The sequence below is a fragment of the Microvirga arvi genome, from assembly GCF_016892765.1.
GTDB classification, from domain to species: domain Bacteria; phylum Pseudomonadota; class Alphaproteobacteria; order Rhizobiales; family Beijerinckiaceae; genus Microvirga; species Microvirga arvi.
Genome location: NZ_JAFEMD010000005.1, coordinates 153,834 through 168,472, shown reverse-complemented (window position 1 = coordinate 168,472; position 14,639 = coordinate 153,834). Strand labels below are relative to the sequence as shown.

13 protein-coding genes and 1 pseudogene are annotated in these 14,639 nt (G+C 62.8%); 4 read left to right on the top strand and 10 right to left on the bottom strand.

The window, feature by feature from the left end; translation table 11 throughout:
* Positions 1-24: 24 nt before the first annotated feature.
* Positions 25-1,276: pseudogene (locus ILT44_RS05095) on the top strand (adenylate/guanylate cyclase domain-containing protein).
* 36 nt (positions 1,277-1,312) lie between these two features.
* On the opposite strand, the gene ILT44_RS05090 reads toward ILT44_RS05095, so the two are convergent.
* From ILT44_RS05090 to ILT44_RS05050, 9 genes are all read right to left on the bottom strand, one after another.
* Positions 1,313-2,338 (bottom strand): S1C family serine protease, encoded by a 1,026-nt coding sequence (locus ILT44_RS05090; RefSeq protein WP_204238487.1) that lies wholly within the window; start codon positions 2,336-2,338, stop codon positions 1,313-1,315.
* A 69-nt stretch (positions 2,339-2,407) separates the two neighbouring features.
* Positions 2,408-2,707: a response regulator transcription factor gene (locus ILT44_RS30705; protein WP_372441136.1), complete on the bottom strand. Its 300-nt coding sequence runs from the start codon at positions 2,705-2,707 to the stop codon at positions 2,408-2,410.
* A gap of 269 nt (positions 2,708-2,976) precedes the next feature.
* Positions 2,977-3,897, bottom strand: coding sequence for a S1C family serine protease (locus tag ILT44_RS05080; RefSeq protein WP_204238485.1), 921 nt, complete (start codon positions 3,895-3,897; stop codon positions 2,977-2,979).
* Positions 3,898-4,032: 135 nt separating this feature from the next.
* Positions 4,033-5,736, bottom strand: a complete 1,704-nt coding sequence (locus tag ILT44_RS05075; RefSeq protein WP_239467922.1) for an ABC transporter substrate-binding protein — start codon at positions 5,734-5,736, stop codon at positions 4,033-4,035.
* A gap of 149 nt (positions 5,737-5,885) precedes the next feature.
* Positions 5,886-6,167: a DUF2160 domain-containing protein gene (locus tag ILT44_RS05070; RefSeq protein WP_204238483.1), complete on the bottom strand. Its 282-nt coding sequence runs from the start codon at positions 6,165-6,167 to the stop codon at positions 5,886-5,888.
* A gap of 11 nt (positions 6,168-6,178) precedes the next feature.
* A complete protein-coding gene (locus ILT44_RS05065; protein WP_204238504.1) occupies positions 6,179-7,009 on the bottom strand; it encodes a carbohydrate ABC transporter permease in 831 nt (276 codons plus the stop codon).
* Positions 7,010-7,059: 50 nt separating this feature from the next.
* Positions 7,060-7,956 (bottom strand): carbohydrate ABC transporter permease, encoded by an 897-nt coding sequence (locus ILT44_RS05060; RefSeq protein ID WP_204238482.1) that lies wholly within the window; start codon positions 7,954-7,956, stop codon positions 7,060-7,062.
* The gene (locus ILT44_RS05055; protein ID WP_204238481.1) at positions 7,953-9,053 is read right to left on the bottom strand and encodes an ABC transporter ATP-binding protein; all 1,101 of its coding nucleotides are present in this window, start codon (positions 9,051-9,053) and stop codon (positions 7,953-7,955) included. The genes ILT44_RS05060 and ILT44_RS05055 overlap by 4 nt, the downstream gene beginning before the upstream one ends.
* A 10-nt stretch (positions 9,054-9,063) precedes the next feature.
* Complete coding sequence (locus ILT44_RS05050) at positions 9,064-10,152, bottom strand: ABC transporter ATP-binding protein (RefSeq protein WP_204238480.1); 1,089 nt, start codon at positions 10,150-10,152, stop codon at positions 9,064-9,066.
* A 538-nt stretch (positions 10,153-10,690) separates the two neighbouring features.
* On the opposite strand from ILT44_RS05050, the gene ILT44_RS05045 reads away from it, so the two are divergent.
* Together ILT44_RS05045 and ILT44_RS05040 are read left to right on the top strand one after the other, a co-directional pair.
* On the top strand, positions 10,691-11,479 hold the full coding sequence (locus ILT44_RS05045) for an SDR family NAD(P)-dependent oxidoreductase (RefSeq protein ID WP_204238479.1): 789 nt from the start codon (positions 10,691-10,693) through the stop codon (positions 11,477-11,479).
* A 111-nt stretch (positions 11,480-11,590) separates the two neighbouring features.
* Positions 11,591-12,979: an FAD-binding oxidoreductase gene (locus tag ILT44_RS05040; protein WP_204238478.1), complete on the top strand. Its 1,389-nt coding sequence runs from the start codon at positions 11,591-11,593 to the stop codon at positions 12,977-12,979.
* Positions 12,980-13,142: 163 nt separating this feature from the next.
* On the opposite strand, the gene ILT44_RS05035 is transcribed toward ILT44_RS05040, so the two are convergent.
* Positions 13,143-13,715 carry a peroxidase-related enzyme gene (locus tag ILT44_RS05035; RefSeq protein WP_204238477.1) on the bottom strand — a complete coding sequence of 191 codons (573 nt, stop codon included), beginning with the start codon at positions 13,713-13,715 and terminating at the stop codon, positions 13,143-13,145.
* A gap of 118 nt (positions 13,716-13,833) precedes the next feature.
* Here ILT44_RS05035 and ILT44_RS05030 point away from each other — a divergent pair, with 118 nt between their 5' ends.
* The gene (locus tag ILT44_RS05030; protein ID WP_204238476.1) at positions 13,834-14,634 is read left to right on the top strand and encodes an enoyl-CoA hydratase; all 801 of its coding nucleotides are present in this window, start codon (positions 13,834-13,836) and stop codon (positions 14,632-14,634) included.
* Positions 14,635-14,639: the final 5 nt, after the last annotated feature.

Below are 14,639 nucleotides of genomic sequence, written 5' to 3'. Positions count from 1 at the left end.
AGTCGTCACCGTGAAGAGGTCCTTATGGACGCAGCCAAGGCAGCAAGCATCGCGAAATGGGTCACCGAAGCTGGGCTGACCGGCATGTCGGAGCTCGAACTCCTGCACGGCTTCTGTGACCGACTCGTCGCAGGCGGATTGCCCGTCGCGCGGGTCAGTATCGTCATCGACACGCTGCACCCGATCCATGAAGGGGCGGGTCTTCCGCTGGCGCCGTGACGATCAGGGCGATCAGGATCCTGTCGTCGAGTATGGCCGAACCAATGTAGAGGGGCGGGCCGCGGACAATTGGCGCCGGAGCACCTTTTATCATCTCCTGCTGAGCGGAGAGGACTTCCTGCGGCGCCGGATCGGTCCCGGTCACCTTGAGGATTTCTCTGTCCTCGGGGATCTGCGCAATGAGGGACAAACAGATTATTTGGTCCTGATTCATCGCTTCGAGGCGGCAGGCGCCATCGGTGAGATGGATTCCTTCTATTCATCCTGGACGACGGATGCGCCCTCCGGCTTTGCCGATGAGCAGATCTCGCTTCTTCGCGAACTGGCCTCGCCCCTGATGCTTGCCTTGAAATGGGCCTCGATCGCGCGCATCGCCAAGACGCTCGTGGAAACCTATCTCGGCCGCGATGCCGGTCGGCTTGTCTTGAGCGGCCGCATCGCCCGCGGTGTCACAGACCGGATCCAGGCCGTTCTGTGGTTCAGCGATCTGCACGGCTTCACCCACATCACGGAGACGGCCGACCCCGAGCAGATCATTCCGTTCCTGAACGATTATTCGGAAGCGATCATCTCCTCCATCTATGAGGCAGGCGGCGACGTCCTGAAGCTGATCGGGGACGGAGCCCTCGCGATTTTCAAGGAGGAGGATCCAATTCAGGCCTGCCGGTGCGCTCTGAAGGCCGAGCGTCTGATGCATTCCCGAATTCGCACGCTGAACGAAGAGCGCCGGTCATGCAACCTGCCGGTCACGAGTGCCTATCTCGGCCTGCATATCGGCGAGGTCTTTTATGGAAACATCGGCAGCCAGGATCGCCTGGATTTCACCGTCGTTGGGCCTGCCGTGAACGAGGTGAGCCGCATCGGCGCTCTATGCCGCTCCGTCGAGCGCGACGTTCTCGTGTCATCCGCCTTCCATGCAACAGCCGCGAAGAACGATCAGGAATTCCTGGTGTCGGTGGGTCGTTATGCACTGCGAGGCGTCGCCCGTCCGCAGGAGCTGTTCACGCTCGATCCTTCGCGCATGGAGGAAGAGGAAATTCGAGCGGACGCGAAGTAGAGAACTGGGCTCCGCTCGAGATCCTTATCTTGCCCCTTACTCCGCGCGAACGGTTTTCGCCTTGCGCTCGACAGGCATGATCGTCACGGTGCGCATCTCGCCCTTCTTGAGAAGCACGAGTTCGACGAAGCGCCCGATCCGCTCGCCATTCAGCAGGCGGACCAGATCGTCGACACCGTCGACCTGTTCGCCATCGAGCGAGAGAATGACATCACCCTGTTCGAGCTGTGCATGTTCTGCGGGGCTGCCCGGTTCCACGGCGGCGATGACCACGCCGAACTTCCCCGTTAAGCCGGCCGCATAGCTGATTCGCCGCGGCAGAAGCACTGTCTGTCCCGCAATGCCGATCGAGGCCCGGCGAACGCGGCCGTGGCGGATCAGTTCCGACGCGACGAAACTCGCCGTATTGCTTGCGACCGCGAAGCAGATGCCCCGTGCTCCCTTGATGACGGCCGTGTTGATGCCGATCACCTCGCCTGAGGATGCTACGAGAGGGCCACCGGAATTGCCCGGATTCAAGGCCGCATCGGTCTGGATCACATCGTCGATCAGCCGTCCCGATTTCGCCCGCAGGCTGCGTCCGAGCGCCGAGATCACTCCGGCCGTTACCGTTGACTCGAAGCCGAGCGGATTGCCGATGGCGATCGCAATCTGGCCCCGCTTCAGTCGCTTGGAATCGCCCAAGGTGGCGAAGGGAAGCCTGTCGTCGTTGGCGCGCAATAGGGCGAGATCCGTATCCGGATCGTCGCCGACCACCCGCGCTTCGATGGTGCGTCCGTCGGAGCCGGTGATCTTTGCATCACGTACGCCCTGCATGACATGGCTGTTGGTGAGCAGGAGCCCATCGGGCGAGATGATGACGCCGGAACCCATGCCCGCCGTTCGGCCCGAAACCTGCGGCTCGACTCGCACCACTGCCGGACCGATACGGTCGACGACGCTTGTCACCGCCTGGGAGTAGGAATCGAGAAGCCTATCGTCATCGCGATCAACGGAAGCGGGCTGCGATGGCGATACGGAGCTGTCGGTGTTGAGGAGAAAGGTTGGAGCGCGATCGAGCATTTAGCCCTCCAAGGATAACGCTATTTCATATCATGTGGTGATGCGAGGCACAGGAACCAAGAGCCTGTATCACAGCAGAATGAGGCCGAGCCGGACGGCCTGAGCGACCGCATCCGTTCGCCCCGTTGCGTCGAGTTTCGCCGCAATGGAGGCGACGTGGAATTTCGCAGTGTGGAATGAAATTCCTATCCTGCGTGCGATGAGCTTGTTCGAGGCTCCTTCCGCCAGCAGCCGCAGAACTTCGAGCTCGCGCGCCGTGAGCACATCGTCTCTTGGTGAGTCGGACGGAGCGTGTGAATCCGAAACTCGACCGGCAGCATCTCGCGGCATGATGACGAAGCCCCGGCTGACGGCTTCCATCGCCAGCAGAAGATCCGAGTCCGCGACATTGCGGGAGAGGATCCCGCTTGCTCCGGTCTTGATCACCTCGGGCCCGTTCGGGCCATCGTCCAAGAGGATCGTCGGAGCCTTTCCATAAATGGGCAGGTGATCCGTGATCACCACGTCGGGGTTATCTGAATGCAGGGTAGCGATGCCGGCCTCCTCGGCCAGGATCGTGGCGATGCGGTCGAGCAGAATTGCATCGTCGATCTGAAGAGCCACTTTCCGCAAGGCTTTACCCTATCGGCGCCCACTCGCTACTGAGGCTTCGGGCGCTCTGTGATCTCAACCGCAAGAGTCATATGCGCACCCGCCCTCACGATTCCCAGATCGACGGATTGGTCCACGCTCTCGGGTCCGAGAAGCGTATAGACGCGGCGGACCGAGGGCAGGGCGTCCGCGTTCCAGCTAATGAGAATATCGCCCTGACGAATGCCGGCACTGTGTCCCGGACCGTCCTGGTCCACGCTGATCACGATCAGTCCTCGCGGTTCCGCAAGTCCCGCCGCGTCGGCCGCCGCCTTGTCGATGCGGACCGGCTGGAGCCCGAGGCCCAGATAGCCGCGGGCGACACGGCCTTTTTCTAGAAGCTGCGGAGCGACCCGCTCGATGGTTTCCGATGGGATGACAAGAACCCGGCCACGCGGACCGAGCACTGTCATACCGATGATCCGGCCGTTCGTATCAAGGGCGATGCCGCCTTCCGACTGGAAATTGAGCCGGAGATCCAGATGAATTCTGCGGTCGATATGACCGCCGCGCAGGCTCCTCCAAGCTCCCCCTGCAAGGGAAACGATGCCAAGGCCTGCGCTCAGGCCCTCGGGTTGGCGCCCTGCGGCTAGAATGAGATGACCCGCGCGAAGGCTGTCCGTTGGGCTGAAGTCGATCTCCTCCAGAGGCTGCTCTTCGATGCGGAGAAGGGCGATATCCGTGCTCGGATCGCGGCCGATGAGGCTTCCTGTGGCCTGACTTCCATCGGGACGCGTAATCGCCACGTCCTCATCAAACTCCAGTGCTTCCTCCGCCGTGATCACGAGGCCTGGGCGCCAGAGAAACCCGCTCGACGTTCCACGCTTGCGGCCATGGATCGTCACGAGCTGTGGTGCGATGCCATCGAGCAGATCGGCGGCACTATCCGAGATTGTATCAAGGGAAAAACCGGCTGATGGATCTGGCATGACAAACCCCTTCGGTCATCATCCAGACGATCCTGCCAGCAAATGTTTTTCTTGAATACTGGCCGGGCGGCTAGGTCGTGCGACCGCCACCCATCATGAAAAAGCCCCGCCCTTCTGGGGCGGGGCCGGTCTAGGTCAGCTGCGCTTCGGTGGAGAAGCGGGCCAGCTCTTGATGAGCGTGTCGTAATCCACCGTCTCGCCTTTCGGCTTTTCGTTCGCCAGCTTGCGCTGCGGCGCGATCGTGCCGGCGGCTTCGGCCTTCTTGAACCATTCCTCCGCAGTGGTTTTCGGATTCATCTTGGGACCGCACTCGCCCTGCACATTGGCGCGCTCGAGACGGGTGAGCACGTCGTCCTGGGCGGCTGCGAGCGAATCCATCGCCTGCTGCGGGGTCTTGGCGCCGGAGGCCGCATCGCCGATGTTCTGCCACCAAAGCTGCGCGAGCTTCGGATAGTCCGGCACGTTGTTGCCGGTCGGGGTCCATTGCACGCGAGCGGGCGAGCGGTAGAACTCGACGAGGCCACCGAGCTTTGGAGCCCGCTCCGTCATCGACGGATGCCAGATGTCGCTCTCGCGGATGAAGGTGAGACCCACATGGCTCTTCTTCAGCGAGACCGATTTGGACGTCACGAACTGCGCATAGAGCCAGGCTGCCTTGCGACGATCGACAGGCGTGGACTTCAACAGCGTCCATGAGCCCGCATCCTGGTAGCCGAGCTTCATGCCGTCCTTCCAGTAGGCCCCGTGCGGCGAGGGCGCCATGCGCCATTTCGGCGTGCCGTCCTGATTCACGACCGGAAGCCCCGGCTTCACCATGTCGGCCGTGAAGGCGGTGTACCAGAACATCTGCTGGGCAATGTTGCCCTGGGCCGGGACGGGCCCGGATTCCGAGAAGGTCATGCCGGCCGCCTGCGGCGGAGAATACTTCTTCAGCCACTCGAGATACTTGGTGATGGCATAGACGGCCGCAGGCCCGTTGGTGTCACCGCCGCGCTCGACGGACGAGCCGACCGGACGGCAGCCCTCCATGCGGATGCCCCACTCGTCCACGGGCAGGCCGTTCGGAATGCCCTTGTCACCATTGCCGGCCATGGAGAGCCAGGCATCGGTGAAGCGCCAGCCGAGCGATGGATCCTTCTTGCCGTAGTCCATGTGGCCGTAGACCTTGACGCCGTCGACCTCCTTCACCTCGTTGGTGAAGAACTCGGCGATGTCCTCATAGGCTGACCAGTTCACCGGAACGCCGAGATCGTAGCCGTACTTGGCCTTGAACTTTTCCTTGATGTCGGGGCGCTGGAACCAGTCGTACCGGAACCAGTACACGTTGGCGAACTGCTGGTCCGGCAGCTGATACATCTTGCCGTCCGGCGCCGTCGTGAAGGACTTGCCGATGAAGTCGTTGATGTCGAGAGTCGGCGAGGTCACGTCCTTGCCTTCACCTGCCATCCAATCGTCGAGCGCCACCGCCTGCTTGTAGCGGAAGTGGGTGCCGATGAGGTCGGAATCGTTGACCCAGGCGTCGTAGATGTTACGGCCTGACTGCATCTGCGTCTGGATCTTCTCCACCACGTCACCTTCCTGGATCAGATCGTGGGTGAGCTTGATGCCGGTAATTTCCGAGAATGCCTTGGCGAGCGTGCGCGCCTCGTATTCATGGGTCGTGATGGTCTCCGAGACCACGTTGATCTCCATGCCGGCGAAGGGCTTCGCCGCATTCACGAACCATTCCATCTCCTTCAGCTGATCGTCCTTGGAGAGCGTCGAGGGCTGGAATTCGCTGTCGATCCAGCGACGGGCTTCTTCCATGCCGGCAAAGGCGACGCCGCTACCGAGCGTCATGGCGAGGACGCTCGTCGAGACGAAGAGTTTCAAGTGCCGGTGAGATTGGGTGAGTTTCATTCGTTCCTCCCAAGTGATGCCCTGCCGGCTGATGCGCCGGTCTTTGTCCCTGCGGTTCGGGCGAACCGCAGGTTTTGAATGTGCGCTCCTCACACGTAGCGGAAAACTGCCGCGGCATAGAGGAGTGAAAGAGCCGATGCCCACCACAGATCCGCGCCGACGAGACCGAGCCAGACGAGGTGGATGAAGGCCGAGCCGAGAAGAGAGATGAAGAGACGATCACCGCGCGTGGTCGGGATGCGCAAGACCCCGACACGTTCCGTCTCGGGGCGATAGATCGCGAGCAGCGTCATGAGCAGCAGCAGGCTTGCAATGCCCGCGAAGAAGAGGCCGGTTTGCCAGGTCCAGGCCATCCAGGCGAAATCAGGCATGCTGCTCTCCTTCAGACCCGGCCCAGGGCGAAGCCTTTGGCGATGTAGTTACGGACGAACCAGATCACGAGCGCGCCGGGCAGGATGGTCAGCACCCCCGCAGCGGCGAGCAATCCCCAATCCATGCCGGACGCAGAGACGGTGCGCGTCATGGTGGCGGCGATGGGCTTGGCAGTCACCGAGGTGAGCGTGCGCGCCAGCAGCAGCTCGACCCAGGAGAACATGAAGCAGAAGAAGGCCGCAACGCCGACGCCTGAGGCGATCAGCGGCATGAAGATCTTGATGAAGAAGCGTGGGAAGGAATAGCCGTCGATGGCCGCCGTCTCGTCGATCTCCCGCGGCACGCCGGACATGAACCCTTCCAGGATCCACACCGCGAGCGGCACATTGAACAGGCAATGGGCGAGCGCCACGGCCCAAGGCGTGTCAAAGAGGCCGATGGCCGAGTAGAGATTGAAGAAAGGCAGGGCGAAGACCGCCGGGGGCGCCATGCGGTTGGTGAGCAGCCAGAAGAACAAGTGCTTGTCGCCGAGGAACCTGTAGCGCGAAAAGGCATAGGCAGCCGGCAGTGCGAAGGAGATCGACAGCACCGTATTGATGATCACATAGGTGAGCGAGTTGATATAGCCCGAATACCAGCTCTCGTCCGTGAAGATCTTGACGTAGTTGTCGAAGGTGATCTCCCGCGGCCAGAGAGTGAGGCCGGATGTGATTTCCGTGTTGGTCTTCAGGCTCATGTTCACGAGCCAGTAGATCGGCAGCATCAGGAACAGGAGATAGAGGGTCATCACCACCACGCGCCCGTTCACCCGCGGGCCGGACAAGGCGCGGTTTGCTGCCATGGATCCTGCGACAGGTTTGACGTCGGTCGGGCCGACAGCGATGGTTCCGCTCATGCTTCGACCCTCTCGCGCTCGGCATCCACATTGGTCATGACGGTGTAGAAGACCCAGCAGACGGCAAGGATGATCAGATTGTAGACGAGGGACATGGCGGCAGCCTTGCCGAGATCGAACTGCCCGAGCGCCAGCTTCACCAGATCGATCGACAGGAAGGTCGTGGCATTGCCGGGTCCGCCGCCGGTGAGCACGAAGGGCTCGGTGTAGATCATGAAGGAATCCATGAAACGCAGCAGGACGGCGATCAGCAGCACCCGCCGCATCTTCGGCAGCTGGATGGTGCGGAACACCGCCCAGCGCGAGGCGCCGTCGATACGGGCCGCCTGATAGTAGGCGTCCGGAATGGATTTCAGGCCGGCATAGCAAAGGAGAGCGACAAGGCTCGTCCAGTGCCATACATCCATGACGATGATCGTGATCCAGGCATCGAGCGCATCGCCCGTGTAGTTGTAGTCGATGCCGAGGCGGTTCACGATCCAGCCGAGGAGGCCGATGTCGCCGCGGGCGAAGACCTGCCAGATGGTGCCGACCACGTTCCACGGGATGAGAAGCGGCAGCGCCATGAGCACCAGGCAGAGTGCGACGGTCCACCCCTCGCGCGGCATGGCGAGCGCGACGGCGATGCCGAGCGGAATCTCGATCATCAGGATGATGAACGAGAACAGCAAGGTGCGCAGGAGCGAGGAAAGGAATTGCTCGCCGAGCTGGCTTGAGGGGTCGAGCAGTTCCTGGAACCAGCCGATCCCGTTCCAGAAGAACTGGTTGTTGCCGAAGGTGTCCTGGACCGAGTAGTTCACCACGGTCATCAGTGGCAGGATCGCCGAGAACGCCACGGTGGCGAAAACAGGGAGGACGAAGAACCAGGCTCTGTTGTTGACGATCTTCGTCATGCACTCCGCCCCCGGTTATCTTCGCCGGCGACCAGATGTCCATTGGCATAGATATGCACATGGTTCGGATCGAGCACGAGCGAAGCTTCATTTCCTTCAATGGAAATGTCGTTCGGAACGCTTGCGGCAAGAGGGCGGCCGCTCATCTCCACGCGGGCGATGCGGGCGCGGCCGATATCGTCGATCCGACGGATCTGGACAGGCAGGCCTGCTCCCTTCGGCTGAAGCAGGGCGAACTCCGGTCGGATGCCGAGTTCGATGCGCTCACCGCCCGAGAGGGTCCGGTAGGCCCGGTGCAGAGGGATCATGGTGGTGCCAACGATGGCCATGGCGCCCTCGACACGGCAGGGCAGGATGTTCATGCCCGGTGAACCGATGAAATGACCCACGAAGGTATGGGCCGGGCGCTCGAACAGCTCGTCCGGAGTTCCGGTCTGCACCACGGCACCGTCATGCATGACCACCACCTTGTCGGCAAAGGTGAGCGCCTCGGTCTGGTCGTGCGTCACATAGATCATGGTGATGTCGAGCGCGCGGTGGATCTCCTTCAAGGTCGAGCGCAGCTGCCACTTCAGGTGCGGGTCGATGACGGTCAGCGGCTCGTCGAACAGGATCGCCGCCACGTCGGGACGCACGAGGCCACGTCCGAGAGAGATCTTCTGCTTCATGTCCGCCGTAAGATTGCTGGCCTTGCGGTCGAGCACGCGGGTCAGGTCGAGGAGGCGCGCAATCTCCTCGACCCGCTGAGCCGTCCTGTCGCGCGGCACGTGCCGGTTCTTGAGCGGAAAGGCGAGGTTCTCGCGCACGGTCATCGTGTCGTAGACCACCGGAAACTGGAACACCTGAGCGATATTCCGGGCTTCCGTGGCTAAGTCCGTTACATCGACGTCATCGAAGCGGACGCGTCCTCGCGTGGGACGCACGAGACCCGAGATGATATTGAGCAGGGTGGTCTTCCCGCAGCCGGAAGGGCCCAGGAGCGCATAGGCGCCGCCCTGGCTCCAGACATGGTTGATCTCCTTGAGTGCATAATCCTCTGCCGTGCGGGGATCGGCGTTGTAGGCATGGGCGAGATGATCGAGCGTGATGCGGGCCATGAATCTCTCCTCACGCCGCTTTCGACGCCGGACCGGCAGCAGCGAGGCGGCCATCAACATCGAAGAGAAAGAGATGGCGCGGATCGAGATAGGCAGTGACCCGGGATTTCGGTTCCAGGCGCCTCACGCCGGGCACGAGGGCCACGAGCCGATGCTCGCTTGCATCGAGGTGGACGTAGCTCTCCGAGCCTGTGATCTCGGCGATGGACACAACCGAGGGGATGGCGATTTCATCGGCTCCTGCCGGATCGAGGGTGAGGTGATGAGCCCGAAAGCCGACCGTATACTCGCCGTCGGGAACGGCGGAGAGCGCGCCGGTGGCAGGGATCAGCCCGCCTGTACTCATGGTCGCGCTGCCATTGGCCTTGGTGACCTTCAACGTATTGAGCGGCGGGTCCGAAAAAACACGGGCCGTGATCAAATCCCGGGGATGGCGATAGATCTGCGGAGTCGGGCCGAACTGCGTCACCCGGCCTTCGAACAGGGTCGCCGTGTTGCCTCCGAGGAGCAGGGCTTCGGACGGCTCCGTCGTGGCATAGACGAAAATGGCGCCGGAGGCGGCGAACACGCGCGGCAACTCCTCGCGCAGTTCCTCTCGCAGCTTGTAGTCGAGATTGGCCAGCGGCTCATCGAGCAGCACGAGATCCGCACGCTTCACCAAGGCTCGCGCAATGGCGGTCCGCTGCTGCTGGCCGCCGGAAAGGTTGAGCGGCTTGCGGTCGAGATAGGGCTCGAGCTTCAGAAGTTTGGCGGCATCGCGGACGCGCATGTCGATTTCGTTCCGCGGGAGGCCTGAGACGCGCAGAGGCGAAGCGATGTTTTCGTAGACGGTGAGCGAGGGGTAGTTGATGAACTGCTGGTAGACCATCGCCACACTGCGTCGCTGCACGGGCCGCCCGGTCACATCCTCCCCATCGATGAGGGCCCGGCCGCTCGTCGGTGTGTCGAGCCCGGCCATGAGGCGCATGAGAGAGGTTTTGCCGGACAGGGTCGCGCCGAGCAGCACGTTGAGGGAGCCACCCTCCAGGGTGAGATGGACATCATGGATATGAGTGGCTGCGCCGACCCTCTTCGAGACGCCTTCAAGAGTGAGAGTCATCGGCAATCCCTTGGACGTCGCGCGGACCTGAGATGGGAAAGGAATGCGTATGGTGAGGAGAGGGCCCGTTCAGCTTTCGACCCCCATCCTCCGTCACGCGCATTCTGGGGGCACGGTCCTCATGCAGGGGGTATGGACCTATGATCCTTTTCAGCTTGGCAAAGCTCGCCCCTGCGGTTCTGCCGGTGGCCTTTCGGGCTTTGCTGTGCCCGCGAGCGCCATCTCTCACCGCAACGCCTAAGGTCGCCGCTTCCTGTGGATCCAAGAGCGCTTCTCCCGACTGCCGACCCTTTGAGGCCCGATCTGTCGTTATTGTTATGGTGAAGGTATCTTGCCGTCAGATCGAAAGCAACAGGCAGGTATTCGCTCGGATCCGGTCTCTGGCCGGATCGAATCTACTTTGCCGCCTCAACGTCCGCCGGAAGCTTGGCAAGTGATTGAACTCTCTTCTCCTTCCGGAGTTCAAGCTCCGTGCGCCGCGCTCGCTCCTCTCCGGAAGTGACCGGTCGAATTCCGCCCTATCTGCAAAGAGAGTGCCATGCCAGACACATCCAAACCGCTTGCTATCGTCACGGGAGCATCCACCGGCATCGGGTACGAGCTTGCCAAGCTCTGCGCCCAGAACGGCTACGATCTGCTGATCGCCGCCGATCAGGCTGCCATTCACGATGCGGCGAAGGACTTCCAGGCCTTGGGCGCGGCCGTCGATGCGGTCGAGGCCGATCTCGCCACGCTTGAAGGTGTCGACAAGCTTTATGCGGCGGCGAAGGGCAGGCCAGTCGGGGCGCTTCTCGCCAATGCAGGCCACGGACTCGGGCATGCGTTTCTGGATCAGGACTTCACCCAGGCGCGTCATGTCATCGACACCAACATCACTGGCACGATCTATCTCATCCAGAAGGTCGGGCGCGATATGCGGTCCCGCGGCGAGGGACGCATTCTGATCACCGGTTCCATCGCCGGCTTCATGCCGGGCACGTTCCAGGCCGTCTATAACGGCACCAAGGCGTTCATCGACTCCTTCTCCTTCGCCCTCCGGGCTGAGCTGAAGGACACGGGGGTGACGGTGACCTGCCTGATGCCCGGCGCCACCGAGACCGAGTTCTTCGAGCGGGCCGACATGATGGATACGCAGGTCGGCCAGGACAAGAAGGACGATCCGGCGGACGTGGCGAAAGTCGGTTTCGACGCCATGATGCGCGGTGACGGCGACGTGGTCAGTGGATGGAAGAACAAGTTCACCACCGTCCTTGCCTCGGTGACGCCGGCCGGCATATTGGCCGAGCAGCATCGCAAGATGGCCGAGCCCGGATCGGGAAAGAAATGAACGCAACTTTGTTGCGTTATTCAAATCCCTCGTGGAAGTCACGTTGACGATTACGCCGTGATCCGTCAGGAGCGGTGCTCAGCGCCGTGAACGAGGCCACGAGGGGTTTGGATGACGATGCCGACTGATCTCCTGCAACGCTTGACGAGCCTTGTCGGACCGGCAGGCATCATCGCGGACGATTCCGGTCTCCAGCCCTATGCGGTGGACTGGCGCAAGCTTTTTCCCGGCAAGCCCGCCTGCGTGGTGCGTCCGTCATCCACCAAGCAGGTGGCCGAGATCGTCCAGGTCTGCCGCGAGGCCGGTGCCGCCATCGTGCCGCAGGGCGGCAATACCGGCTTGGCCGGCGGAGCCGTGCCGGACGCTTCCGGCACACAGGTCGTTCTGTCCCTCAACCGCATGTCGGCCATCCGCAATCTCGATCCCGTGGGATTGACCCTCGAGGCGGAGGCCGGATGCATCCTCAAGGTGGCGCAGGATGCGGCAGCGGCAGCAGGGCGCCTGCTGCCGATCAGTCTGGCGGCGGAGGGCTCGGCCACCATCGGCGGCGTGGTGGCGGCCAATGCGGGCGGCGTCAACGTGCTGCGCTACGGCATGACCCGAAGCCTTGTGCTCGGCCTCGAAGTGGTGCTGCCGGATGGCACCATCGTCAACGGGCTGCGCCGCCTGCGCAAGGATAATGCGGGATACGACTGGAAGCAGCTCTTCATCGGCAGCGAGGGTACGCTCGGGATCGTCACGGCGGCAATCCTGAGGCTCCTTCCGCGCCCGAAGCATACCGTGACGGCACTGCTCTCGGTCGCCGATCCTGCGGCAGCCCTGGGGCTCCTGGAGCTGGCCCAGGGCGAATTGGGTGACCAGATCTCCGCCTTCGAGCTGATCTCCGCCACCTCCATGCAGCTGGTGGCCAAGCATGCCGGCCTGAAGGCTCCCATCGCCGAGGGTGAGTGGTTCGTTCTGATCGAGGCAGCCTCCAGCCTCGCGGGCCTGCGCGAAGCCGCCGAGACCATGCTCGGAACAGCCTTCGAGCAGGAGATTGCACTTGATGGCGTGATCGCTGAGTCGGGGGCTCAGGCGGCCCAGCTCTGGGCCCTGCGCGAGCATGTGACGGAGTCGGAGGCGCGGGAAGGCAAGAGCGTGAAGCACGATGTCTCCGTGCCGCTCACGGAGGTGCCCCGCTTCCTCGTAGAGGCGGGTGAGGCCCTGGCTGCCGGAGCGCCGGGAACGCGGGTGAATGCCTTCGGGCATCTCGGCGACGGCAACATCCACTACAACGTGCTTGTTGAGCCCAGCCACGATGCAGGCGCTGTCAACCGCATCGTGCATGACGTGGTCGCGGCCTTCGGCGGCAGCATCTCGGCGGAGCACGGCATCGGCCAGTACCGCGTCGGCGAGCTTGCCCGCTACCGCGCCTCCACCGAGATGGAGCTTGCCCGCGCGATCAAGCGGGCGCTCGACCCCGACAATCGGCTCAATCCGGGCAAGGTGTTTCCAATCTGAGAAGCCGCCGCGAAATCTGCATACCCTGAGCCCTCATCCTGAGGAGCAGACGCAGTCTGCGTCTCGAAGGAGGTTCCAGTGCTCTCTGGACGCTCCTTCGAGACGCCGCTTACAGCGGCTCCTCAGGATGAGGTTTGGTTTTATGAGATAGCATCCGACGATGTCACCCGCGCCCCAGCATGTAGAATTCGTCGTTCGGCCGCATGCTGCTGACATTGGCCAAGCGGTTCGACATGGCGAAGAAGGCGGCAATCGCCGCAATGTCCCACACGTCCTCCTCGGTGAAGCCGTGGTCGTTGAGGGCTGTGATGTCCGCATCGCTCACGGCATGGGCTTCGAGAGCCACCTTCATGGCGAAATCGAGCATTGCCCTCTGGCGGGGCGTGATATCGGCCTTGCGGTAGTTGACGGCGACCTGATCGGCGATCAGCGGGTTCTTGGCCCGGATGCGCAGGATGGCGCCATGGGCAATGACGCAATACTGGCATTGGTTGGCGTTGCTGGTCGCGACCACGATCATCTCGCGCTCGGCCTTGGTGAGGTTGCCGGGCTTGTCCATCAGGGCGTCGTGATAGGCGAAGAAGGCGCGGAACTCGTCGGGTCGGCGGGCAAGAACCAGGAAGACGTTCGGCACGAAGCCGGACTTCTCCTGAACGGCCAGGATGCGCGAGCGGATATCCTCCGGCAGATCGGCGATCTCGGGAACGGGGAAACGGCTGATGGGGGGCTTGCTCACGGGACACCTCTTCTCGATGGGCTTCTCCGAAGGGCGCTTTCCGGAGGCTTCTTGCCAGATCGAGCTTATTCGGGTTGGATTCCGCAAACAACGTGTCCTGATATGAAGGAGAGCATCCATGAGCGCCCAGCAGGCTTTGTCCGACGAGACCATTCTGCTGCGGGAGGAGCGGGATGGCGTGGTGACTCTCACCCTCAACCGTCCGGGCCAGTTCAACGCCCTGTCCGACGCGATGCTGGGTGCGCTGCAGGCGGCGCTCGATGACATCGCGGCAGACGAGGCGGTGCGGTGCGTCGTCATCGCCGCATCGGGCAAGGCCTTCTGCGCCGGCCACGACCTCAAGCAGATGCGCGCCAATCCGCGCCAGGATTACTACGATGCCCTGTTCGCCCAATGCAGCCGGGTCATGCAGGCCATCGTGAACCTGCCTGTCCCGGTCATCGCCCGCGTGCATGGGATGGCGACCGCCGCAGGCTGCCAGCTGGTGGCCTCCTGCGATCTGGCCGTTGCCGCCGAGAGCGCGACCTTTGCGGTCTCGGGCATCAATGTGGGCTTGTTCTGCTCGACGCCGGCGGTGGCGCTCTCGCGCAACGTCTCGCCCAAGCAGGCCTTCGACATGCTGGTGACGGGCCGCTTCATCTCGTCCGCCGAGGCCCTGTCCTTCGGGCTCGTCAGCCGCGTGGCGCCGGATGCCGGGCTCAATGAGGCCGTCGACGCGCTGACCGCAAGCATCTGCGCCAAGAGCCCGGTGGCCATCCGCACGGGCAAAGCCATGTTCGGCCGCCAGCGCTCCATGAGCCTGGAGGAGGCCTATGCCTATGCAGGCAACGTCATGGCCTGCAACATGATGGCAGAGGATGCAGCGGAGGGTATCGACGCCTTCATCGAGAAGCGCAAGCCGGTGTGGAAGGGGCGCTAGCGCTC

What these genes read in the sequence shown, in the direction of transcription:
- ILT44_RS05045 (WP_204238479.1), top strand. Translation starts at nt 10,691, where the DNA reads ATGCCAGACACATCCAAACCGCTTGCTATCGTCACGGGAGCATCCACC.
- ILT44_RS05070 (WP_204238483.1), bottom strand. Translation starts at nt 6,167, where the DNA reads ATGCCTGATTTCGCCTGGATGGCCTGGACCTGGCAAACCGGCCTCTTC.
- ILT44_RS05065 (WP_204238504.1), bottom strand. Translation starts at nt 7,009, where the DNA reads ATGGCAGCAAACCGCGCCTTGTCCGGCCCGCGGGTGAACGGGCGCGTG.
- ILT44_RS05080 (WP_204238485.1), bottom strand. Translation starts at nt 3,897, where the DNA reads ATGCCAGATCCATCAGCCGGTTTTTCCCTTGATACAATCTCGGATAGT.
- ILT44_RS05030 (WP_204238476.1), top strand. Translation starts at nt 13,834, where the DNA reads ATGAGCGCCCAGCAGGCTTTGTCCGACGAGACCATTCTGCTGCGGGAG.
- ILT44_RS05090 (WP_204238487.1), bottom strand. Translation starts at nt 2,338, where the DNA reads ATGCTCGATCGCGCTCCAACCTTTCTCCTCAACACCGACAGCTCCGTA.
- ILT44_RS05060 (WP_204238482.1), bottom strand. Translation starts at nt 7,956, where the DNA reads ATGACGAAGATCGTCAACAACAGAGCCTGGTTCTTCGTCCTCCCTGTT.
- ILT44_RS05050 (WP_204238480.1), bottom strand. Translation starts at nt 10,152, where the DNA reads ATGACTCTCACTCTTGAAGGCGTCTCGAAGAGGGTCGGCGCAGCCACT.
- ILT44_RS05075 (WP_239467922.1), bottom strand. Translation starts at nt 5,736, where the DNA reads ATGACGCTCGGTAGCGGCGTCGCCTTTGCCGGCATGGAAGAAGCCCGT.
- ILT44_RS05040 (WP_204238478.1), top strand. Translation starts at nt 11,591, where the DNA reads ATGACGATGCCGACTGATCTCCTGCAACGCTTGACGAGCCTTGTCGGA.
- ILT44_RS05055 (WP_204238481.1), bottom strand. Translation starts at nt 9,053, where the DNA reads ATGGCCCGCATCACGCTCGATCATCTCGCCCATGCCTACAACGCCGAT.